Origin of the sequence: Caulobacter sp. (genome assembly GCF_039596335.1) — a bacterium.
Classification (GTDB): Bacteria; Pseudomonadota; Alphaproteobacteria; order Caulobacterales; family Caulobacteraceae; genus Caulobacter.
Genome location: NZ_JBCNJZ010000008.1, coordinates 1 through 22619 on the forward strand (window position 1 = coordinate 1; position 22619 = coordinate 22619).

Consider the following 22619-nt stretch of genomic DNA (forward strand, 5'->3'; position numbering starts at 1 on the left):
CAACATCCCCGTCTCGATCCGCGGCTACACAAGCCGCCGATCTGGCCATCAAAGCCTCAAGGACAGGGGGTCATTTTTGGACGCCGATATCCCCGAGATGGGGGTCATTTTTGCAAGCCGAAACACAGCCTTAGCGGATCAAATCAGGGTAGCACCGGGCCAGGGAGCGTCCGGAACATGGTGGGGCGTCAACGTCCGCAAATGATGCTGTGGACGGCTCTCCACCCCACCGGCAGCCTTGGCTTCCGGTTTGAGCTGGAGGAGAGCCATGGGTCGGCGCCCTTGCCGTCGTTCGATACGCCCAGCGCAACGGCACGCGTCGACCGTGGCTCCTGCAGCTACTGGCGCGGCGAACGCCGAAGGTCGTGGCCGTCGCCTTGGCTAACAAGAACGCCCGGATGATCTGGGCAATCATGACCAGCGGCGAGCGGTATCGGGAGCCGCAGCCGGCTTAGAGACAGGTCCAGCGCCACGCTGCGGCCACCGAACTTGGGAAGGGCGGATGAGATGTAATGCGACAGCCGGTCGATACCGGAAGGCGGGATAACCCACTCGCGCCATCGCGCCTCGAGCGCGTGCAATTGGTAGGGACCCATCTTCGCGGAAGGCATTATGGCCAGCGGTCATGCGTACCGCACCAACAGGTCGAACACATGGCCGCACCGACCAAGCCTCGCAGAACGTCAGATCACCCTTGCCAACGGGGAGCCGTCCACACATGGCGCAAACCGGCTGAACCAGCGCAGCGATTGCGGCCTTCGCTCACCGAGCTTGCTGGTCAAACTGTCCCCCCATAGGCCAGTCTTCCCAGAAGGTTGATGACCAGATCGGTGCCGGGGCTCGTGGTCAAAGCTACGTCGAGTGGGGGCTTGCCTCCCAGCATTGTGTGAGGACGACGCAGGAATTCGCGAGCCCGATCCGGGCTCCCGTAAATTTCGATGGCGAAGCTGAAGACCCTTGCGAGTCGCACGAGGCGGTCACCTTCATCGGTCGTCAGTCGACCTGTGGATTTTTTCCGCCTCTGCAAGGTCGCCTTTGGAACAAGACGATATTTGAAGAGGGCATCATCGGGCGCCATGATTTCGGTGAACTGTTCCAGCGCCGCAACGGGCAACCCCGCCTCGATAGAATGGGCCAGTGCCCACGGCGACGCAGGCTCTAAGCCCTCGATGCCTAGAAGTGCTTCCGCAGTTACGTTCTGACGAGGCATTTCTGTCCCCTGACAACGGCACCAACGCCGAGCAAATGACAATATCCAAGCCTCCAAGCTACAATTCTGCGCTTATAGAAGAAGTAGATCGCCGTTGGGATCTTCGGTTCCGGTAATCGCCGGCTCCATCCTCGTATCCCCATTGCTCCCGGCTTTTCGCGGCGCGTGCCCCCAGCGCGCAAAGCAGCACTCTCCGTGTGGTCCATTCGTCCCGACCCGCCAGCAAGGCCTCTCTGGAAAAGCGACTTCTCAAGGCGTCGGCTCTCGCCCAGAGTGACCAGGGAACCCACACGCGCAGGTCAGACCGGCTGTTGAAGTTGAGCTCGCCGACAAGAGCGCAGGCTGTGGTTTCGGTCTGAGCCGCGAGCAGCGACAGCCCCTCGTCCATGAAAACGGGTGCCAGAAGCTCGGGCCCTCCACGCCGCTCCCATTGTAGCAACGGGAGGACGAGGCGCAGGTATTCCCAGCATCCCGGCAAATCGACGGCGGCTCGTTCGTCTGCGCATTGGCTCTTCACGGGCGTCAAAATAACCCGATCTGGGATATCCTGAAATCGGTTTTAGCCAAGCCAGACGTCAACAGCGTCGGCGATAATGGCAAACCGCACTTTTGCCGCAGAGTATGTAAAGCTCCGCGAGATTTTCGTCGATGCTCGGCACAGCCAAGGGCTGACGCAGGTCCAACTCGCTGTGCGCTTAGGAAAGCCACAATCCTACGTTTCCAAGTTGGAGCGGGGCGAGCGTCGGATTGACTTGATCGAACTATTTGAACTGTCCGCCGCACTTGGCGTCCAGCCTGAACATCTGATCCGAGCATGCTTTCGTGTTTGGAGTGGCGAGAAATAATATGGGCTGCAAGGACGAACTGAATATCGGTCTCTAGGATTGTTCGACGTACTCGATACCCGCGTCGGTGAAGCCAAAATGATGGGCGACCTCATGTACGAAGACATGTTCGACCAGGGACTGAAAGCCCTCCTCGCCCTCGCTCCACTCGTCCAAGATTGGGCGGCGGAAGAGACGAATATTGGAGGGCGTCGGCGCAACGTCAAACAAGCTTCGCTTGGTTAGATCGATGCCCTCGTAGACTCCTGTGAGCTCGAAAGCATCGTCGATCTCAAGCGCATCGAGCGTCTCCCGGTCGGCGAACTCTTCAATTCTGATCTGAACATCACCAACGGCCGCTCTTATCGCCGACGGCAGGTTGGCCAATGCCTGCTCCGCGACATTCGCAAAATCCGCTAGGGACGGCGCCTGGACTACACCCCATCCCTCCTCAAAAACCGCGCTTGGCGGCCCGATTACAGTTGCGACCTTACCTAATTCATGGACCAACACGTGGGTGATCAGCTCGCCCAGGGCGACATCGCCGCGTTCGGCCCATTCGTCCAGGATCGGGCGGCGATAGAGAAAGACCCGCGACGGCTCGGTCCCGTAGTCCAGCACCGAGCGGTGACCCAGGTCCACGCCCTGGTAGAGGCCGGTCAGCTCGAACGGGTCCTCGATGCCCAGGCTTTCCAGCACGTCCTCGGTGGGAAAGTCGTCGACCCGGATGACCACGTCGCCCGACAGCTTGCGGAAGTCGTCGGGCAGGGCGTCGAAAGCCTGCTTGGCCAGCAAGGCGAAGTCGTCCAGCGACGGGGCGAGGCGATCGGTCCAGGTCATGGCCTCCACATAGACCGATTGGCGCGCGGCGCCAGGGGGGAGCGAGTGGTCGCCCTCTGGTCATGGGCGGACTATTCTGAAAGTCTGATTCGCTGACCCGCTGGGTAACGACGCGCCTGATGACTCCCTTTGATCTGATCCTCGCGGCGACGGCCGGCGCGGTTTGCCTCGCCATTTGCGTCAGCCTGTGGTCGCTGAGCCAGCGCCGGAGTTTCGAGGCCCGCATCGCCGCGCTGAAGTCCCGTCTGGTCGAACAGCCGGGCGGCGACAGCCCGAACGCGCCGGCCTGGGTCGAGGCTTTCGACACCGCCATCGTGGCGGTCGAGGGCGACCAGTCGTGGCTGGCGGCTGGCGGCGAAGGCCTTTCGGCCTGCGCCAGGGTGCTGGATGTCGAGGCGCAGGTGCAGGCGGTGGTCACCGCCATCGGCCGCGCCGATCCCGATCACGCCCAGAAGCTGACGGCCCTGTTCGAACGCGGCGAGGCCTGCGGGTTCGAGGCGCGCGGCAAGGCCGGATCCGTGGCGGTCGAGGGCCGCGCGTCGGGCGCCCTGGCCTGGCTGCGCCTATCTGCGGTCAGCGGCGGCGATGTCGGTCTGCCTTCGGCGGCCCGTTTCGCGGCCCTGGTCGACAGCGTGTTCGAGCCGGCCTGGGTGGCGGGCGCCGACGGCCAGGCCGTCTGGGGAAACACCGCCTTCATCCGCGCTGTGGGGGCGACCGCGCCGACGGCCGCGGCCCTGGCCGGCAAGAGCTTCGACCGCGCCGCCGACGCCATGATTGCCGAGGCGGCGAAGGCGGGCGTTCGCAAGGAGGCCCTGCGCTGGATCAATCTGGAGGGCCGCCGCCGCGCCTTCCGCCTGTCGGCCGAACCGCTGGAAGGCGGCGGGGTGGGCGTGTTCTGCGCCGACGTCACCGAGATCGAGGACGTCCGCGACGCCTTCAAGAAGCACGTCGAGGCCCACGACGAGACCCTGAACCACATCGCCGAGGCCGTGGCGATTTTCAGCCAGACCCGGCGCCTGTCGTATCACAACACCGCCTTCGCCACCCTGTGGGGCCTGGAGCCGGCCTGGCTGGCCGAGCGGCCGACCCACGGCGAGGTGCTGGACCGTCTGCGCCAGCGCCGCCGCCTGCCTGAGACCATCGACTATGCCGGCTGGAAGGCCGCCGAGCTGGCCCGCTACGAGGACCTGGGACCTCAGGCCGACGACCTGTGGCACCTGCCCGACGGGCGCACCTTGAAGGTCGTCCGCCAGCCCCACCCGCTGGGCGGCATGCTGCTGATCTATTCCGACATCACCGGCGAGCTGCGCCTGAAGGCCCAGTACAACGCCCTGATCCAGGTGCAGCAGGCCACGCTGGACAAGCTGAACGACGCCGTCGCCGTGTTCGGCTCGGACGGCCGCCTGCGCCTGCACAACGAAGCCTTCGAGACCTTCTGGAACGTCAGCGCCTTCGCCCTGGAGGCGGCCGGCGATTTCGAGGGCGTGGTGGACCTTTGCGTGCCGCGCCTGCACGACCTGGCCTTCTGGCGCGAGTTGAAGGGCCGCGTCGCTGACCCGGATCCGCAGATGCGCGCGCCCACCTCGGGCGAAGTCCGTACCTCGGACGGCCGCATCGTGGTCTATCAGAGCCGGCCGCTGCCGGACGGCGCGACGCTGATCGCCTTCGCCGACGTCACCGACACCCGCGACCTGCAGAGCGCCCTGGCCGACCGGTCCGCCGCCCTGGCCGAGGCCGAAAGGCTGAAGCGCGACTTCGTCGGCAATGTCTCGTACGAACTGCGCACACCGCTGACGACGATCATCGGCTATTCCGAACTGCTGGAGCGCGCCGACGGCATCTCCGAGCGCGGCCGCAACCACGTGGCCGCCGTTCGCGCCGCCGCCACCCAGCTAGCCCGCTCGATCGACGACGTGCTGGACATGGCCCAGATCGACGCCGGCGAAATGGCGCTGGAGATCGAGGACATCCGCGTCACCGACTTGCTGCTCAACGCCCAGGAGCGCGCCCTGAAGGACGCCCAGCTAGGCGCGGTCACCCTGGTGGTCGAGTGCGAGGAGGACGTCGGCCTGATCCGCGGCGACGCCAAGCGCCTGACCCAGACCATGGACCACCTGGTCGAGAACGCCCTGCGCCAGACCCCGCCCGGCGGTCAGGTCACCCTGTCGGCCCGCCGCGCGCTGGGCGAGGTTCGCCTCGACGTGCGCGACACCGGCCGCGGCGTGCCCTTCCACGTGCAGGCCCACATCTTCGACCGCTTCGTCGGCCGCGATCGCGGCGGTCCGGGTCTGGGCCTGGCCCTGGTCAAGGCGCTGGTCGAGCTGCATGGCGGCTGGGTGGCGCTGGAGAGCGAGCCGGGCGCCGGCTCGACCTTCACCTGCCACCTGCCCGAGACCCAGCAGCCGGGGGCTATGCAGCCGGAGCTGGGGTTTTAGGTCGGTCTTAGTCGGCGGCGACCGGCGGGCGCGGCCAGGACGCCAGGACCTCGTTGCCGCGCAGCACGGTCACCTTGGTGATGTGGGCGGTGACGAAGCACTGCTTGGAGAAGATCGAGAACATTTCCCGATTGGCCAGGACCTGGGATTGCACGCCGCCTCGGAAACCGCCGCAGAAGGTGGGAGGCTTTTGGCCCAGATCGGTGGTCTCGCCCTCCAGCACCAGCGCCATCTGGCCGACGAAGCGGCGCAGTTCGCTCTGAGGCAGGCGCGCCACCTTGTGGATGGCCAGCGGCTTCATGCCGTCCGGCAGGCCGGACACGCCCTTGGCGTCGTAGGGGACGGCGAGTGCAAAACTGGTCACCCGGGACACCGTGCCTAGCTCATAGGCGTCGCCGCGCCCGTCGCCCAGCCCGTCATTGGCGCGGTTATGCGCCCTGGTCTGGTTGTCGATGTTGAAGCTAGTCATGTCCGTGATCTGGCGCGAGTCAAAGACGAAGCTCTGCAGCGGCGGTAGATGGTCCAGGCCCTGGGGCGCGAATTGATCGTAGTTCGTCGCGGTAATTTCGCCCGGGCCGATGATCAGGTCCAGTTGGCTACGCTTGTAGTCATAGACCCAGCGGGCAGGACTCTGGAACGTCGGCACGTTGCGCTTACGGCCGTCGACGAAGGGAATCTCGATCCGGAACGGGCGACCCACGGGTGTGACGGCGCCGGGCTGGCGGTCACCTTGCATGGCGGCTTTAAGATCGGCGGCGTCCAGCGGCGTATCGGCGGCCATCAGGGCCGCGGCGAAGAGAATGCTACCCAGCATAGAGCGTCTCCCGTCCTGCTCGCTTAAGAAAGCGCCTGGTCTGAAAGCCTGTCAAGCCAGGCGGCGACAGGGTTTGCGGCCTATCCAGCCTTCGGACATAAAGATATCTTTATGCGTTAATTGCTCGGAAGGGCCTGCCGGGTTATAAGCCGCGCCCAACACCCCATTCTTAAGACCCCAACGACGCAGGAGCCGCACGTGGCCGACTATATCGTCAAGGACATCTCGCTCGCCGACTTCGGCCGCAAGGAACTGGCTATCGCCGAGACCGAAATGCCGGGCCTGATGGCCACGCGCGCCGAGTACGGTCCGCAGCAGATCCTGAAGGGCGCCCGCATCGCCGGCAGCCTGCACATGACCATCCAGACCGGCGTCCTGATCGAGACCCTGGTCGCCCTGGGCGCCGAAGTCCGCTGGGCCTCGTGCAACATCTTCTCGACCCAGGACCACGCCGCGGCCGCCATCGCCGCCGCCGGCATCCCGGTCTTCGCCTTCAAGGGCGAGAACCTGGTCGAGTACTGGGAATACGCCCACAAGATCTTTGAGTGGCACGACGGTGGCTACCCGAACCTGATCCTGGACGACGGCGGCGACGCCACCCTGCTCTGCGTTCTGGGCCCGAAGGCCGAGAAGGATCCCTCGATCCTCGACAACCCGCAGAACGAGGAAGAAGAAGCCCTGTTCGCCGTGATGAAGAAGTACCTGGCCGAAAAGCCGGGCTTCTACTCGGCCATCCGTTCGGCCATCGGCGGCGTCTCGGAAGAGACCACCACGGGCGTCCATCGTCTGTACCACATGGCCCAGAAGGGCGAGCTGCCGTTCCCGGCCATCAACGTCAACGACAGCGTCACCAAGTCGAAGTTCGACAACCTGTACGGCTGCCGTGAATCGCTGGTCGACGCGATCCGTCGCGGCACCGACGTCATGCTGTCGGGCAAGGTCGCGGTGGTCTGCGGCTACGGCGACGTGGGCAAGGGCTCGGCCGCCTCGCTGCGCCAAGGCGGCGCCCGCGTGATCGTCACCGAAATCGACCCGATCTGCGCCCTGCAGGCGGCGATGGAAGGCTATGAGGTCCAGACCCTGGCCGACGTCGCCGACAAGGCCGACATCTTCGTCACGGCGACGGGCAACAAGGACGTCATCACGGTCGACGACATGCGCCGGATGAAGAACAACGCCATCGTCTGCAACATCGGTCACTTCGACTCGGAGATCCAGGTCGCCGGCCTGAAGAACTTCAAGTGGGACGAGATCAAGCCGCAGGTCCACCACGTGGAATTCCCGGACGGCAAGAAGATCATCCTGCTGTCGGAAGGCCGTCTGGTGAACCTGGGCAACGCGACGGGTCACCCCTCGTTCGTGATGTCGGCCTCGTTCACCAACCAGACGCTGGCCCAGATCGAACTGTGGACCAACGCCTCCAAGTACGAGAACCAGGTCTACACCCTGCCCAAGCACCTGGATGAGAAGGTTGCCTTCCTGCACCTGGAAAAGCTGGGCGCGAAGCTGACCACCCTGCGCAAAGAGCAGGCCGACTACATCAACGTGCCGGAAGCTGGTCCCTTCAAGCCGGACCACTACCGCTACTAAGCGAGAAATCGTCTGATTTCCCAAGGGGAAGGCCCGCCATCACGGCGGGCCTTTTCTTTTTGGCGACGCCCTATTCAAGTCCGCAATGCTCGGCTAATCGCTTTGGCATGCCGCTAGCCTTGATCCTTTCCAGCCATGTCGCCGGCAGCCAGGTGGGCGCGACGGCGCAGGCCACCGCCCTGGCGCAGTTCCGCATCGACTCGATGGTCGTGCCGACCGTGCTGTATGGCCGTCATCCCGGCTGGGGCATCCCCGGCGGCGCGCCCGTGCCGATCGAGGTGTTCGAGGGCATGCTGGACGGCATCGAGGCGAACGGCCTGTTCGGCCTGGTCGACGTGGTCATCACCGGCTACTTCGCCGCTCCGGCCCAGGCCCGGGCCGCCGCGCGGGTCATCGACGCCGTGCGCGAGACACCCCGTCCGCAGGGCGCGGCCACCCGCCGGCCGATCGTCGTGGTCGACCCGACCATGGGCGACGCCGGCAAGGGCCTCTACATCCCGACCGAGACCGCCGACGAGATCATCGCCGACCTGATCCCGCGCGCTGACGTCGTAGCCTGCAACGCCTGGGAGCTGCAGAAGCTGACCGGGACCGACGCCCGCGACCCGGTCTCGGCCATGAAGGCCGCGCGCCTGCTGGGCAAGACCACCCTGGTGTCCTCTGTCTTCCGCGGGACCGAGATCGGCGCCGTCCTGGCCGACAAGAAGGAAGCCTGGCTGGCCGCCCACGCCAAGGCCGAGCGCTCGCCCAACGGCACGGGCGACCTGTTGACGGCCCTCTACGCCGCCTCGATCCTGGAGGGGCAGACCTTCTCGTACGGCCTGGCCCGCGCCGTCGGCGGCGTGGCCGAGACCATCACCGCCGCCAACATCTGGAACGCGCCCGAGCTGCCGATCGTCGCCATGGGCGCGCGCATCAAGCAGACCTCGCCGACCGTCCGCATCGAGCGCCTGGCCTAGAACAATGACCGAGATCACCGGCCTCTGCCCCGACCGCTTCGCCCGCGTCCGCGAGGCGTTCGAAGCCAATTTCGAGAACAATGGCGAGCTGGGCGCGCGCTTCGCCTTCGCCATCGATGGCGAGATCGTTGTCGACCTGATGGGCGGCCATGCCGACCGCAAGCGCGAGACGCCATTCGGTCCCGACACCCTGACGGCCCTGTTCTCGACGACCAAGGCCGTGGCGGCCCTGATGGTCGCCCGTCTCGTGGACGAAGGCCGCCTCGCCTACGACCAGCCCGTCGCCGACGTCTGGCCCGAGTTCGCGCAGGCGGGCAAGGAGGCGGTCACCGTCGAGCAGGCCCTGTCGCACCAGGCCGGCCTGTCGGGCTTCCCGGACGAAACCGACCCGGCGATCTGGTTCGACTGGGACGCCACCTGCGCGAAACTCGCCGCCATGGCCCCGCTGTTCCCGATCGGCTCGGCCAGCGGCTATCACCCGGTGACCTACGGCTATCTGGCCGGCGAGATCTTCCGCCGCGTCGACGGCCGCACCCTGGGCACGGCGCTGCGTGAGGACCTGTGCGAGCCGTTCGGCCTGGATATCTGGATCGGCCTGCCCGACAGCGAACACGGCCGCGTCGCCGAGCTGATGCGCCCGACCGCCATGCCCAAGTTCGGCGAGCTGAACGACGCGGTGCAGGCCGCCTTCCTCAAGCCGTGGTCCTCGCCCGGCGGCAAGGGCGCGGCCGAGTGGCGGCGGGTCGAGATCCCCTCGGCCAACGGCCACGCCACCGCCCCGGCCCTGGCCCGGCTGATGAGCGCCCTGGCCGGCGACGGTACGCTGGACGGTCGCTCGATCATCACGCCCGCCGGCATCAAGGCCGCCGCCGCTCAACGCATCGTCGGCCAGGACCTCGTCCTGCCCTATGTGATCAGCTGGGGCGCGGGCTTCATGCGCAACGCGCCCAACTTCTATTACGGCCCGACGGCCGAGGCGTTCGGCCACTCCGGCTGGGGCGGCTCGTGCGCCTTCGCCGATCCGACGCGCGGCGTGTCCGGTTCGTATGTGATGAACAAGCAGGGCAACGCCCTGATCGGCGACCCGCGCGCGGTGCGCCTGATCAAGGCGGCCTACGCCAGTCTTTAGGCGGCGTTGAAGCTTCGGGCCTTAGGATCGTCGCTTCAAGGAGTGACGCATGGCCCGCATCGCCGCGATCGTTCTGACGACGTTGACCGTCCTGGCCGCCGCTGGCGGCGTCCAGGCGCAAGAGCGCGACTTCTGCGCCGACCGCCCGGGCAAGGGCTCGCCGCCGTGCGTACTGGACGCGGGCCGCCTGCAGGCTGAACTGGCCGGGGTCGACGCCAGCTTCAGCCGCGGCGGCGGCACATCCGTCGACGACGTGACCTATGGTGCGCTGGAGCTGCGCCTGGGCCTTTCCGCCACCGTCGAGGGCCAGATGACCTGGACCGCCCACGAGCGGGTGCGGACGAAGGATCGCGCCAGCGGGACCGTGGACACCGTCTCAGGCGACGGCGACCTGGGGCTGGCCCTGCGGTGGTCGCTGCGACATCCGGCCGGCGACGGCGTCTCCCTGGCCCTGGAGCCCTTCGTCACCGCCCCGACCGGTGCGCACGGCGTCGGCGGTGAGCTGTGGCAGGGCGGGGTGGCCGTTCCGCTGTCCGTGCCGCTGGGCCAGGACTGGTCGCTGAACCTGTCGCCGCAGGTCGAGGCGCGCGAGAACGCCAGCGGGACGGGCCGCCACGCCGGCTACGCCCTGGCCGCGGGCGTCGGCCACGCCATCGGGCCGGTCAATTTCGACGTCGAGCTCTGGGTCGACCGCGACGAGGATCCCGCCGGCCCCGTCACCCAGACCAGCCTCGACCTGACGGCCGCCTGGACGCCCAAGGCGCTGCACGACGTCCAGCTGGACGCCTCGGCCTATGTCGGCCTCAACCGCCAGACCCCGGACCTGGAGCTGGCCGTCGGCCTGGCCCACCGGTTCTAGGCGTCCTGGGCCGCCAGCATCGTGGCGATGTCGCGGCTGATGGCGGTGACGAACGGGGCGTCGTAATTGCCCAGGATCGAATAGGCCCAGCCGGTCTCCCAGACGATCTGGGTGTCGCCCTCGATGCCCGAGGTGGGCCCGCCGCCGCCGTGGCCGCGCAGGGTGCGGCCGCCCACGGTCCGATGGGTGAAGCCCAGGCCGTAGTTGGCGAGGCCGCCGGTATTACGGCCGGTCAGGGTCTCGGCCATGGCCGGCGAGACGATCTTGCCGGCCCGCAGGGCGCGCAGATAGGCGGTCATGTCGGCGACGGTGGAATAGCCGCCGCCGCAGCTGTTGCCGCGCCAGCCCAGGAAGCCCCAGTTCGGCTGCCGCTCCCCCAGGCCCAGCAGGTCCTCGGGCGGATAGCGATAGCCGACCGCGCGGCCAGGCACGGTCTGATCCAGGGTGAAGTGGCCGCTGCGGACCATGCCGACCGGGTGATAGATGCGCTGGTCCAGCTGCGTCCACCAGTCGGTCCCGGTCACCGCCTCGATCGCCGCGCCCAGCACCACGAAGCCCTCGTTGCTGTAGGCCGCGCGGCTGCCCGGGGCGTAGAGCAGCGGCTCGGCGGCGAACACCGGCAGCAGCTCGGCGACCCGGCGATAGGGCTTGCGACCATCGTACAGGGGGCGATCCCACAGCGTGCCCAGGCCCGCCGAGTGGCTGAGCAGGTGGCGGACGGTGATGGCCCGCGCGGCCTCGGCGTTGGGATAGTCCGGCAGGACGTCGATCAGCCGGGTGTCAAAGGTCAGCTTGCCCTGCTCGATCAGGCCGCCGACGATCAGGGCTGTGAAGCTCTTGTCGGCCGAGCCTAGATGCAGGCGGCTGTCTGGGGTCAGGCGGACGCCGTCGTCGCGGTTGGCCAAGCCATGAGCGGCCTCGTAGACCACCGCGCCGTCGGGGGCGACCACCCGGACCACACCGGAAAAGGCGTCCTGGGCGACGGCGGCCTCGACCCGGCGGGCCAGGGCCGCGCGCAGGGCCGGGCGGCTCAGCGGCTTGGCCGGGACCTCGCCGGCATAGGGTAGGGGGCGCGGCACGGCGATCAGGTCGTACAGGCGCTCGGGCGCGTCGCGGTCTGGCCGCACCAGCAGGTCGCGGACCACCTTCTGGCGGCGGGTACGGATGCGCACCAGCGCCTCGCCCGGGCCGCCGTCGAAGCTGCCGACATAGTCGGCTCCGCCAGAGGCCGCGCGCAGACGCTGCAGGGTTTCGGTCCAGCGCGCGGCGCGGGCTTGGCCGGCGGGCGAGGCATGGGCGGCCAGGAACGCCTGGACGTCGCTCTCGCCGTTCAGGGCGGCGACCAGGGCGCGACCCGTGACGTCGCCGCCGGGCAGGGGCGCGGCGAAGGCGCGGGGCGCCAGGGTCAGCAGGGGCAGGGCGGCCAACAGGCCGCGACGGGAGAGGGCCGGCACGATCGCCTCCGGGGGTTGCAGTCCCGAAGGCTGTCGCACGCCAAGGCCCTGCTTGCCGCTTAACTCCCCGTAATCACGGTGAATTCGCCGTAATCTAGGCCGTGGCCGCCGCGACCTTGGTCCGTCTCCAGGCGCCGTAGGCGAAGGCCGCGACGCCCAGCCAGATGAACAGGAACGACAGGGCCCGCAGCGGCGTGAAGCTCTCGCCCAGGGCCACGCCCAGCAGGAACTGGAGGGTCGGGGCGATGAACTGCAGGAAGCCGACCGCCGACAGGGGCAGGCGGCGCGCCGACCAGGCGAACAGGGCTAGCGGCACAACTGTGGCCGGGCCGGCCAGGGCCAGCAGCAGGCTGACGCCAGCGCCCTGGCCGAAGTGGCCCTGGCCGGTGGCCTGCAGGTGCAGGACGTAGAACAGGCCCGGCAGGGCCAGATAGGCGCATTCGAAGAACAGGCCCGTCTGGGCGTCGGCCTTCACCTGCTTGCGCAGGATGGCATAGGCGCAGAACGACACGGCCAGGCCCAGCGAGACCAGCGGCAGATGGCCCAGGGCCAGGGTCTGGATGCCGACGCCGACCGCCGCCAGGCCGATGGCGACCTTGCCTTCGGTCGACAGGCGTTCGCGGAACAGCAGGGCCCCGGCCGCCATGTTCATCAGCGGGTTGATGTAATAGCCGAGGCTGGCCTCGATCACCTTGCCGGCGTTGACCGCGAAGACATAGATCGTCCAGTTGGCGAAGATCATCAGGGTCGACAGCGCCAGGATGCCCAGGGTCTTGGGCTGGCGCAGCACTTGGCCGACCTGGGTCGCCTGCTTGGCCAGCAGCACCAGCCCGCCTGCCCACAGCACCGACCACATCGTGCGGTGAGCGATCATCTCCCAGGAGGTCACGCCCATCTGCGACAGCAGGTGGAAGTAAAGCGGCAGGAAGCCCCACAGCAGGTAGCAGCCGACCCCGGCGATATAGGCCGACCGCGTCTGGTCCGGAGTCTCGTTCACGCTCGCCGACATGTGGGCGGGTCCTTCATGGTCAGAAACGAAAAAGGCTCCCGGGACGTCTGCCCCGGGAGCCCTGATTTCAACCCGCTTGTTGCGGGTGATGGCGTCAGGCCGGGGTCTTCTGCTTGATCAGACCTTTGTCGTGCAGCAGTTGCGCAATCTGCACCGCGTTCAGCGCCGCGCCCTTGCGCAGGTTGTCGGCGACGCACCACAGGGCGATGCCGTTCTCGACCGTAGCGTCGGTGCGGATGCGCGAGACATAGACCGGGAATTCGCCGGCGCTTTCCTTCGGCGTCATGTAGCCGCCGTCCTCGCGCTTATCGATGACTTCCACGCCGTCGGCGTCGCGCAGGATCTCGCGGACGTCGTCCTCGTCCAGCGGGGTCTCGAACTCGATGTTCACGGCTTCGGCGTGGCCGACCATGACCGGCACGCGCACGGCGGTGGCGGTCAGCTTGATCGCCGGATCCAAGATCTTCTTGGTCTCGGCCATCATCTTCCACTCTTCCTTCGTGTAGCCGTCCTCCATGAACACATCGATGTGCGGGATGACGTTGAAGGCGATCTGCTTGGTGAACTTCTTGGGCGGCGGGGCGCCCAGGACGAAGACGCCCTTGGTCTGGTCCCACAGCTCGTCCATGCCCTCTTTGCCGGCGCCCGACACCGACTGGTAGGTCGAGACGACGACGCGCTTGATCTTGGCCTCGGCGTGCAGCGGGGCCAGCACCACCACCAGCTGGGCGGTCGAGCAGTTGGGGTTGGCGATGATGTTCTTGGGCAGCTTGTCGACGGCGCCCGGGTTCACTTCCGGCACCACCAGCGGCACGTCCGGATCCATGCGGAAGTGGCTGCTGTTGTCGATGACGATCGGGCCGGCCGCGCCGATCTTCTCGCCCCAGGCGGCCGAGATCGACCCGCCGGCGCTCATCAGCACCAGGTCGACGGTCGAGAAGTCGAACTGCTCCAGGTCCTCGCAGTGCAGGATCTGGCTGCCGAACGAGACCTCGACGCCGATCGATTTACGGCTGGCGATGGCGTGCATCTTGTCGACCGGGAATTTGACTTCCTCGAGGATGTTGAACATCTCTCGGCCCACATTGCCCGTGGCGCCGACCACGGCGACCCGGTAACCCATCGCGCTCTCCTGAATACTGTGCTCCCGCCGATCTCGCGGAGCGTCGTTCCCGTACGCCTCCAGACCCCCTCACGCAAGGCGAGGGTTTCTGGGGCGGGGGGAAGACTTATTGGCCGGGGGCCTTGTCGGGCTCGCTGGGCATGGGACCGCTCCAGGTGAACTCGAACGGGATGGTGACCCTCAGTCCGTCGACGCCGTCGCCTTCCGTGGTCCATGGGTTCATCTTCATCGCCCCGGCGGCCTTCAGCGCCGCCGCGCCGAAGCCCAGGTCCTTGGGCGTTTCGCGCGCCACCGAGCAGTCGGCCAGCTCGCCGCCGGCGGTGATCACGCAGGCGGCCACGCCGACGCCGGCCTTGACCCCGGCCTTCAAGGCGACCTCCGGATAAAGGGTGGTCATGCTCTCCGGGCTCAGCGTGCGGGTCCAGCGCGGCTTGCTCAGCGTGCGGCTCTCGGGCGCGGCTGGATCGCGGAAGCGGAATGGCACGTCGATCTTCAGGGTCTTCAGCGTCTTGCCCAGGTTCGGATCGACGCTGACCTGAAACAGCTTGGATAGCGTCATGGCGGCCTTGCCGAACCCCTTGCCGCGCGGGTTCTCGGAGATCACGTCGCATTGGTTCAGTACGCCGCTGGCCTGCAGTCGGCAGCGCAGGGCGGCCTGGCCGCTCGACAGGCCCTTGGCGGCGGCCGGCCAGACGGCGTCGATCTCGGCCTGGGTGGGCACGCGGCTCCACGGCGGATCCATTACGACGGAGGTGCTGGTGATGATCGCGCCGGCGTCGGGGGCGGCCCAGGTGATCGGGATGCTGACCTCGCCGCCCGGCACGGCCTTGCCGCCGCGGATCTTGGGCGACATGCGAAACTGCGGGGCCAGCTGCAGGCCGGCCGCGCCGAAGCCAAGGCCTTCCGGCGATTCCGACTGCGCCTTGCAGGCTTGCAGAAAGCCTTCGACCGTGACCTGGCAAGTGATGACCGCCTTGCCGCCCACGCGCTTGTCGATCGCGCCCTTGGGAAAGACATTGGCCATGTCGGCGCCGCTGGGCTGGCGGATCCAGTTGGGATCCGCGTCGCCGGGCGCGAGGAACTCGAAGCGGCTCAGCACCTGCCGGCCGGCCACCGAGGCGCCGGCGTTGTCCTTCTTCTTGATCCGCTCGTAGCCGACCACCGACAGCGCGGCTTGGCCGAAGCCCTGGCCGGCGGGGTCCTCGCGCATGACCCGGCAGTCCGCCAGCCGGCCTTCGGCGGTCGCGGTGCAGCTAAGCACGGCCCGGCCGGTGCTGGTCGCCCCCTTGGGGAAGGCCGCCTTCAGCCGGTCCTTGGGGACGTGCGCGATGAACTCCGGCTTCCAGTCGGCGATGGCTTGCGGGACCTGGCCAGAGTGTCCGGCCTGGGCGTGGGCGGAGCCCGCGATCGGCGCGCCGACCAACAGCATCAGCGCGACATGACGCAACAGCAAGATAAGACCCCCACACGGCGCGCGACGAAATGCCATGACGCGACCTGAGGTAGTTTATGCGATCCGATTGCTGTTCGCCAAGGGGGCGGCGAAGGCTTTCCGCGCCGCCGCTTGCCTCCTATGTTGCCGGCCATGACCGACGTCGCCGCTCCCTCGCTTCCCCAGACTTCCGAACTGACCCAGGACGGGCCCGCCGTACGGCTGTTCCTGGTCGATGGGTCGGCCTATCTGTTCCGCGCCTATCACGCCCTGCCGCCGCTGACCCGCAAGAGCGACGGCCTGCCGGTGGGCGCCGTCCAGGGCTTCTGCAACATGCTGTGGAAGCTGATGCGCGACATGCAGGGCGACGCGCCCACGCACCTGGCGGTGATCTGGGACCACTCGGAGAAGACGTTCCGCAACAGCCTGTACGACCAGTACAAGGCCCACCGTCCGCCGCCGCCGGAAGACCTGATCCCGCAGTTCCCGCTGGTGCGCGAGGCCACCCGGGCGTTCGGCGTGCCGGCGATCGAGCTGGCCGGCTACGAGGCCGACGACCTGATCGCCGCCTATGCCTGCAAGGTCCGCGACCTGGGCGGCGAGGCCGTGATCGTCTCGTCGGACAAGGACCTGATGCAGCTGATCGGCGACGGCGTCTCGATGTTCGATCCCATGAAGGGCCTGCGCATCGATCGCGAGCAGGTGTTCGAGAAGTTTGGCGTCTATCCCGACAAGGTCGTCGACGTTCAGGCCCTGTGCGGCGACAGCGTCGACAATGTTCCGGGCGCGCCGGGCATCGGCATCAAGACCGCCGCCCAGCTGATCACGGGATATGGCGATCTCGACTCGCTGCTGGCCCGGGCGGGCGAGATCAAGCAGCCCAAGCGCCGCGAGACCCTGATCAACTTCGCCGACCAGATCCGCCTGTCGCGCCAGTTGGTGAAGCTGGACTGCGACACCCCGCTGCCCGAGCCGCTGGACGACCTGGTGGTGCGCGAGCCCGACAAGGAGGCGCTGTCGGCCTTCCTGGAGCAGATGGAGTTCCGCACCCTGGCCCGCCGGGTCGGCGATGGTTCGGCCGCGGCGACGCCGGGCTCGCTGGATCGGGCTCCGAGCCAACCGAAGGCCCCGGTCAGCACCGTCTCCTACATGGGCGCGGCCGCCCGCGCCGCCGCCAATCCGGTGGCCGAGCCGGTCAGCATCGACCACGCCGCCTATGTTTGCGTGCGCGACCTGCCGACCCTGCAGGCCTGGGTCGCCAAGGCGACGGCCAAGGGCGTGGTGGCCTTCGACACCGAGACCGACGCCCTGTCCTCGGCCAATGCCGGCCTGTGCGGCGTGTCGCTGGCGGTGGCGGCGGGCGAGGCCTGCTACATCCCGATCAGCCACTGCGAGAAGGCCGACGGTCTGGCGTTCGAGGCTCCCGCCGACATCGAGCAGATCGCGCTGGCCGACGTCATGGCGACGCTGAAGCCGCTGCTGGAAGATCCGGCGGTGCTGAAGGTGGCCCAGAACGCCAAGTACGACATCGCCGTCCTGGCCCGTCACGGCATCCAGGTGGCGCCGATCGACGACACCATGCTGATCTCCTACGTGCTGGAGGCGGGCCTGCACGCCCACGGCATGGACGAGCTGTCCGAGCTGCACCTGGGTCACAAGCCGATCCCGTTCAAGCAGGTCTGCGGCACGGGCAAGGGGCAGATCAGCTTCAAGCACGTGGCCCTGCCCGAGGCGACGGCCTACGCCGCCGAGGACGCCGACGTCACCCTGCGCCTGTGGGAGATCCTGAAGCCCCGCCTGGCGCGCGAAGGCCTGTCCACCGTCTACGAGACCCTCGAACGTCCGCTGCCGACCGTGCTGGCGGCGATGGAGAACGACGGGGTCATGGTCGATCCCGAGGCGCTGCGACTTCTCTCCAACGAGTTCTCGCTGCGCATGGCCAAGTTCGAGGAGCGCGCCCAGGAGATCGTCGGCCGGCCCTTCAACCTGGGCAGCCCCAAGCAGATCGGCGACGTGCTGTTCGGCGAACTGAACATGAAGGGCGGCAAGAAGACCGCCACCGGCCAGTGGTCGACCGACAGCGACGTGCTGGAAGCCCTGGCCAATGAGCACGAGCTGCCCCGCGTCCTGCTGGACTGGCGTCAGCTCTCCAAGCTCAAGGGCACCTATACCGAGAACCTGATCGCCGCGATCGCCGAGCGCACGGGCCGGGTCCACACCTCCTACGCCCTGGCCGCGACCACGACGGGCCGCCTGTCCTCGTCGGACCCGAACCTGCAGAACATCCCGGTCCGCACCGAGGAAGGCCGCAAGATCCGCAAGGCCTTCATCGCGCCGCCTGGCAAGGTGTTGATCAGCGCCGACTACAGCCAGATCGAGCTGCGCCTGCTGGCCCACATCGGCGACATTCCGCAGCTGAAGCGCGCCTTCCAGGAAGGCCTGGACATCCACGCCATGACGGCCTCGGAAATGTTCGACACGCCGATCGAGGGCATGGACCCGATGATCCGCCGCCGGGCCAAGGCCATCAACTTCGGCATCGTCTACGGCATCAGCGCCTTCGGCCTGGCCAACCAGCTGGGCATCGCCCAGGGCGAGGCTGGGGCCTACATCAAGACCTATTTCGAGCGCTTTCCGGGCATCCAGGCCTATATGGACGCGACCAAGGCCTTCGTGCGCGAGCACGGCTACGTCACGACCATCTTCGGCCGGAAGATCAACATCCCGGAGATCCAGTCCAAGTCGGTCGGCCAGCGTCAATTCGCCGAGCGGGCGGCGATCAACGCGCCGATCCAGGGCGCGGCCGCCGACGTCATGCGCCGGGCGATGATCCGCATGCCCGCCGCCCTCGAGGCCGCCGGCCTGGAAGCGCGGATGCTGCTGCAGGTGCACGATGAACTGGTGTTCGAGGCCCCGGAGGCCGAGGCCGAGCGCGCCTGCCAGGTAATCTCCGCGGTCATGGAAAAGGCCGCCGAGCCCGCCGTGGCGATCTCGGTACCGCTAACAGTCGAGGCGCGGGCCGCACTCAACTGGGACGAGGCGCACTGACCCCGAAACGGGTTCAAAAATCGCCGGAATGTCGAAACTGCGACATTCCGCCGCGTCAGGGTTAATGGCTCGGCAATGCTTGCGAGCGACTTGTATGATGACGTCTGCAACAGATCTCGCGGCATAGAAATATCCGCGTTATCTGGATCTTAGCGGGCGGTCCATCCGAGACGAGGAGCCCGCGCGGTGTCTTTTGGCGACCTGAAGATCCCCCAGAAACTGATGGCGGTGTTCGCCGTCATGCTTGCGACCATCATGCTGATGGGCGCGGCGCTGTACGCCAACAAGACCAACCTGGCCCAGTCGGTGGACCGCACGCAGCGCGCCTATGAGACGCTGCGCATGGCCGACACCGCCGCCTTCCGCCTGACGCGGCAGGAGAACTCGCTGCGGGGCTTCCTGCTGTCGGGCGACGGCTATTACGTCAAGCGTCTGGAAGAGGCTCACAAGCCCAAGTTCTTGAAGGCCTTGGACGAGCTGAAGGCCCTGTCGGCCGGCAACGAGGCCGATCTGGCGCGCGTCGCCGCCGTCCACGCCACCTATGCCGCCCTGCGCGCGTCGGTCATCGAGCCGGCCGAGAAGCTGGGCGCCGACCCGGCCACCCGCGCCCAGGCCGCCGATCTGGTCAAGCGCGACGGCGTCGCCGACAAGGCCGTTGAGCAGGTCGAGAACGCCATCGAAGAAATCACCAAGACCGCCGAAGCCCAGCTGGCCATCGAGGCCGCCGCTCAGGACAAGGCCTCGGCCCAGTCGACCATGGTCCTGGCCATTGGCATCCTGATCACCGCCGCCATCGCCATCGCCGGCGGGCTGCTGCTGACCGGCGCGATCGCCAAGCCGATCGCGGCCATGACCAACGCCATGCGCCGGCTGGCCACGGGCGACAACACCGTCGAAGTTCCGGCCACGGGCCGCAAGGACGAGATCGGCGACATGGCCGCCGCCGTCGTCTACTTCAAGGACGCCGGCATCGAGAAGATCCGCGTCGAGGCCGCCGCCGCCGACCAGCGCCAAGCCGCCGACAGCGAGCGCGCTCTGAACGAGTCGGAAAAGGCCGAGGTGGCCCGCACCGACCAGATCGCCATCACCGCCCTGAACGAAGCCCTGGACCACATGGCCTCGGGCGACCTGACCCACCGCATCACCGCGGCCTTCACGCCCAAGGCCGAAAGCCTGAAGAGCAACTTCAACGCCGCCGCCGACCGCATGCAGCAGGCGATCCAGTCGATCAACTCGGCCACCGGCGGCGTCAACAGCGGCGCCGACGAGATCGCCGAGGCCTCGGACAACCTCTCGCGCCGCACCGAGCAGCAGGCCGCCAGCCTGGAAGAGACCGCCGCCGCCCTGGACGAGATCACCGCCACGGTGCGCAAGACCGCCTCGGGCGCCAAGGAAGCCTCGCAGGTCGTGGCCACCGCCCGCACCGACGCCGAGCGCTCGGGTCAGATCGTCAGCCAGGCCGTCGCGGCCATGAGCCAGATCGAAACCTCGTCGGCCCAGGTCAACCAGATCATCAGCGTCATCGACGAGATCGCCTTCCAGACCAACCTGCTGGCCCTGAACGCCGGCGTCGAAGCCGCCCGCGCGGGTGAGGCCGGTCGCGGCTTCGCGGTCGTGGCTCAGGAAGTGCGGGCCCTGGCCCAGCGCTCGGCCGATGCTGCCAAGGAGATCAAGACCCTGATCTCGGTCTCGACCCAGCAGGTCGAGGCCGGCGTCGATCTGGTCGGCCAGACGGGCCAAGCCCTGCACCGCATCGTCGAGCAGGTCGCCGCGATCGATGCCCTGGTCAACGAGATCTCGGCCTCGGCCACCGAACAGGCCACAGGCCTGAACCAGGTCAACACGGCCGTGAACCAGATGGACCAGGTCGTTCAGCAGAACGCCGCCATGGTCGAGGAAGCCACCGCCGCCACCCATTCGCTGAAGGGCGAGGCGCGGTCGCTGATGGAGATGGTCGGCCGCTTCCGCGTGGCCCAGACGGCAGCTCCGACCGCGCGTCCGTCGGCGGCGCCGGTGATCGCTCAGCGCCCCGCCGCGCCCGCGCCCGCGCCGCGTCCGGCCGCCGCGCCCGCGCCCGCGCCGCGTCCGGCCGCCCAGCCGCGCCCGATCGCGCGACCGGGCCGTGGCTCGGCCGCCGTGGCGGTCAGCGAGGACTGGGAAGAGTTCTGATCGCCCTGATCAGCTGAAGTCCAAAGACGGGCTCTCCGGGAAACCGGGGAGCCCGTTTCGCATCAGCCCTTGTTCAGCGCGATGGTCTCGAACGCGGACTGCGTGGGTTGCGGCTTCTGATGGGTCGCGCCGGGCGTGGGGATGGCCAGGCCGACAGCGGCGGCGATCAGAAGGGCGGCGGCGAAAAAGGCCTTGGCGGCCATGGTCAAATCTCGGGTCTGGCGTTGGTGTTGCGGTGATCGCGGCGCCGACGGAGCTTCAGATGGCCCGTCCCGCGCCGGGTTCAAGAGACCGACGTTGTACGAACGTGCTCTCGTGATCCAACAACAAAGGCCGGAAACCGCCTCTGCGGTTCCCGGCCTTATTTCAACGGCTCAGTGGAACGATCTTAGAAGATTTCAAAGAGCCCAGCCGCACCCATGCCGCCGCCGATGCACATGGTGACGACGCCCAGCTTGGCCTTGCGGCGCTTGCCTTCCAGCAGGATGTGGCCGGCGCAGCGGGCGCCGGTCATGCCGAAGGGGTGGCCGATGGCGATCGAGCCGCCGTTGACGTTGTACTTCTCCGGGTCGATGCCCAGGCGGTCGCGGCTGTAGAGGCACTGCGAGGCGAAGGCTTCGTTCAGCTCCCAGATGTCGATGTCGTCGACCTTCAGGCCGTGGCGCTCCAGCAGGCGCGGCACGGCGAAGACCGGACCGATGCCCATTTCGTCGGGCTCGCAGCCGGCGACGGCGAAGCCGCGGAAGAGACCCAGGGGCTCCAGGCCGCGCTTCTCGGCTTCCTTGCGTTCCATGACGACGACGGCGGCGGCGCCGTCCGACAGCTGGCTGGCGTTGCCGGCGGTGACGAAGTTGCCCGGACCCTTGACTGGCTCCAGCTTGGCCAGGCCTTCCAGCGTCGTTTCCGGACGATTGCACTCGTCCTTGGTGACCACGTAGTCGACCAGGCTCTCTTCCTTGGTCTCCTTGTTGACCACCTTCATCTTGGTGGCCATCGGCACGATCTCATCATCGAACAGGCCGGCGGCCTGGGCGGCGGCGATGCGCTGCTGGCTGCGTAGGGCGTATTCGTCCTGATATTCGCGGCTGACGTTGTAGCGCTTGGCGACGATGTCGGCGGTGTCGATCATCGCCATCCACAGGGCCGGATGGGTCTTGAGCAGCTTCTCCTCGGTGATGTGGAAGCGGTTCATGTGGCCGCCGGCGTTGACCAGCGAGATCGACTCCACGCCGCCGCCGACCGCGACGTCCGCGCCGTCGTTGCGGACATAGTTGGCGGCCGTGGCGATCGCCTGCAGACCCGACGAGCAGAAGCGGTTGACCGTCTGGCCCGAGGTGGTGATCGGCAGGCCGGCCCACATCGCCGCGTTGCGGGCCACGTTCATGCCGGTGGCGCCTTCGGGGCCGCCGCAGCCCAGCACCACGTCCTCGACCTCGGCCCCTTCCAGGCCGGCGCGCGAGACGGCGTGCTGGATGGCGTGACCAGCCATGGCCGCGCCATGGGTGTTGTTGAAGCCGCCCCGAACCGACTTGGCCAGGCCCGTGCGGGCGTAAGAGACGATGACCGCTTCGCGCATTGAGGCGCACTCCCCGTTAAACGTTAGTTTGAATTGGCTCCACCCTAGACCGGGATTTCCCGGCGCGAAAGGTCACGCGAACGTAAAGCGGCTTGACGGGCCGGCGAGGCGGGCGGACGCTGGTGAACAACGATAATATAGCGGGAGG

General features: G+C 67.7%; 17 protein-coding genes and 2 pseudogenes. 9 read left to right on the forward strand and 10 right to left on the reverse strand.

Annotated elements, in window-relative coordinates; genetic code table 11:
- Positions 1-205 (forward strand): hypothetical protein (locus ABDW31_RS17470; protein ID WP_343699236.1); only part of this gene is annotated, 205 nt, incomplete at its 5' end.
- A gap of 67 nt (positions 206-272) precedes the next feature.
- A pseudogene (locus tag ABDW31_RS17475) lies at positions 273-455 on the forward strand (IS110 family transposase); the annotation flags it as partial.
- Positions 456-778: 323 nt separating this feature from the next.
- Here ABDW31_RS17475 and ABDW31_RS17480 read toward each other — a convergent pair.
- The 3 genes and pseudogenes from ABDW31_RS17480 to ABDW31_RS17490 all read right to left on the reverse strand — a co-directional run.
- Entirely contained in the window at positions 779-1210 is a 432-nt protein-coding gene (locus ABDW31_RS17480) for an antitoxin Xre/MbcA/ParS toxin-binding domain-containing protein (RefSeq protein ID WP_184714573.1), read from the reverse strand.
- Positions 1211-2088: 878 nt separating this feature from the next.
- Positions 2089-2547, reverse strand: coding sequence for a metallopeptidase family protein (locus ABDW31_RS17485; RefSeq protein ID WP_343699415.1), 459 nt, complete (start codon positions 2545-2547; stop codon positions 2089-2091).
- A pseudogene (locus tag ABDW31_RS17490) lies at positions 2527-2874 on the reverse strand (metallopeptidase family protein); the annotation flags it as partial. The pseudogene ABDW31_RS17490 and the gene ABDW31_RS17485, both read right to left, overlap by 21 nt.
- Before the next feature lie 119 nt (positions 2875-2993).
- Between ABDW31_RS17490 and ABDW31_RS17495 the strand changes: the two are divergent.
- Complete coding sequence (locus ABDW31_RS17495; protein ID WP_343699237.1) at positions 2994-5309, forward strand: ATP-binding protein; 2316 nt, start codon at positions 2994-2996, stop codon at positions 5307-5309.
- Positions 5310-5316: 7 nt separating this feature from the next.
- Here ABDW31_RS17495 and ABDW31_RS17500 read toward each other — a convergent pair whose 3' ends face one another.
- Entirely contained in the window at positions 5317-6123 is an 807-nt protein-coding gene (locus ABDW31_RS17500) for a hypothetical protein (protein WP_343699238.1), read from the reverse strand.
- 198 nt (positions 6124-6321) lie between these two features.
- Between ABDW31_RS17500 and ahcY the strand changes: the two genes are divergently transcribed.
- From ahcY to ABDW31_RS17520, 4 genes are all read left to right on the forward strand, one after another.
- Complete coding sequence (gene ahcY / locus ABDW31_RS17505; RefSeq protein ID WP_343699239.1) at positions 6322-7713, forward strand: adenosylhomocysteinase; 1392 nt, start codon at positions 6322-6324, stop codon at positions 7711-7713.
- A gap of 107 nt (positions 7714-7820) precedes the next feature.
- On the forward strand, positions 7821-8672 hold the full coding sequence (locus tag ABDW31_RS17510) for a bifunctional hydroxymethylpyrimidine kinase/phosphomethylpyrimidine kinase (protein ID WP_343699240.1): 852 nt from the start codon (positions 7821-7823) through the stop codon (positions 8670-8672).
- A 4-nt stretch (positions 8673-8676) separates the two neighbouring features.
- Entirely contained in the window at positions 8677-9801 is a 1125-nt protein-coding gene (locus tag ABDW31_RS17515; protein WP_343699241.1) for a serine hydrolase domain-containing protein, read from the forward strand.
- A gap of 49 nt (positions 9802-9850) precedes the next feature.
- The gene (locus ABDW31_RS17520) at positions 9851-10660 is read left to right on the forward strand and encodes a transporter (protein ID WP_343699242.1); all 810 of its coding nucleotides are present in this window, start codon (positions 9851-9853) and stop codon (positions 10658-10660) included.
- On the opposite strand, the gene ABDW31_RS17525 is transcribed toward ABDW31_RS17520, so the two are convergent.
- The 4 genes from ABDW31_RS17525 to ABDW31_RS17540 form a co-directional block, all read right to left on the reverse strand.
- Positions 10657-12114 (reverse strand): serine hydrolase domain-containing protein, encoded by a 1458-nt coding sequence (locus ABDW31_RS17525; RefSeq protein ID WP_343699243.1) that lies wholly within the window; start codon positions 12112-12114, stop codon positions 10657-10659. The two genes, ABDW31_RS17520 and ABDW31_RS17525, sit on opposite strands and share 4 nt — an antisense overlap.
- 94 nt (positions 12115-12208) lie before the next feature.
- Positions 12209-13123: an EamA family transporter RarD gene (gene rarD, locus ABDW31_RS17530; protein ID WP_184714558.1), complete on the reverse strand. Its 915-nt coding sequence runs from the start codon at positions 13121-13123 to the stop codon at positions 12209-12211.
- Between the two features lie 94 nt (positions 13124-13217).
- Positions 13218-14246, reverse strand: coding sequence for an aspartate-semialdehyde dehydrogenase (locus ABDW31_RS17535; RefSeq protein ID WP_343699244.1), 1029 nt, complete (start codon positions 14244-14246; stop codon positions 13218-13220).
- Between the two features lie 106 nt (positions 14247-14352).
- Positions 14353-15699, reverse strand: coding sequence for a TonB family protein (locus ABDW31_RS17540; RefSeq protein WP_343699245.1), 1347 nt, complete (start codon positions 15697-15699; stop codon positions 14353-14355).
- 132 nt (positions 15700-15831) lie between these two features.
- Here ABDW31_RS17540 and polA point away from each other — a divergent pair, with 132 nt between their 5' ends.
- Positions 15832-18726, forward strand: coding sequence for a DNA polymerase I (gene polA, locus ABDW31_RS17545; RefSeq protein ID WP_343699246.1), 2895 nt, complete (start codon positions 15832-15834; stop codon positions 18724-18726).
- A 186-nt stretch (positions 18727-18912) separates the two neighbouring features.
- Positions 18913-20895 (forward strand): methyl-accepting chemotaxis protein, encoded by a 1983-nt coding sequence (locus tag ABDW31_RS17550; RefSeq protein WP_343699247.1) that lies wholly within the window; start codon positions 18913-18915, stop codon positions 20893-20895.
- Between the two features lie 62 nt (positions 20896-20957).
- Here ABDW31_RS17550 and ABDW31_RS17555 read toward each other — a convergent pair whose 3' ends face one another.
- Both ABDW31_RS17555 and ABDW31_RS17560 read right to left on the reverse strand, forming a co-directional pair.
- Positions 20958-21098 carry a hypothetical protein gene (locus tag ABDW31_RS17555; protein ID WP_184714549.1) on the reverse strand — a complete coding sequence of 47 codons (141 nt, stop codon included), beginning with the start codon at positions 21096-21098 and terminating at the stop codon, positions 20958-20960.
- A 185-nt stretch (positions 21099-21283) separates the two neighbouring features.
- Positions 21284-22471, reverse strand: coding sequence for an acetyl-CoA C-acyltransferase (locus ABDW31_RS17560; protein ID WP_184714547.1), 1188 nt, complete (start codon positions 22469-22471; stop codon positions 21284-21286).
- Positions 22472-22619 lie beyond the last annotated feature (148 nt).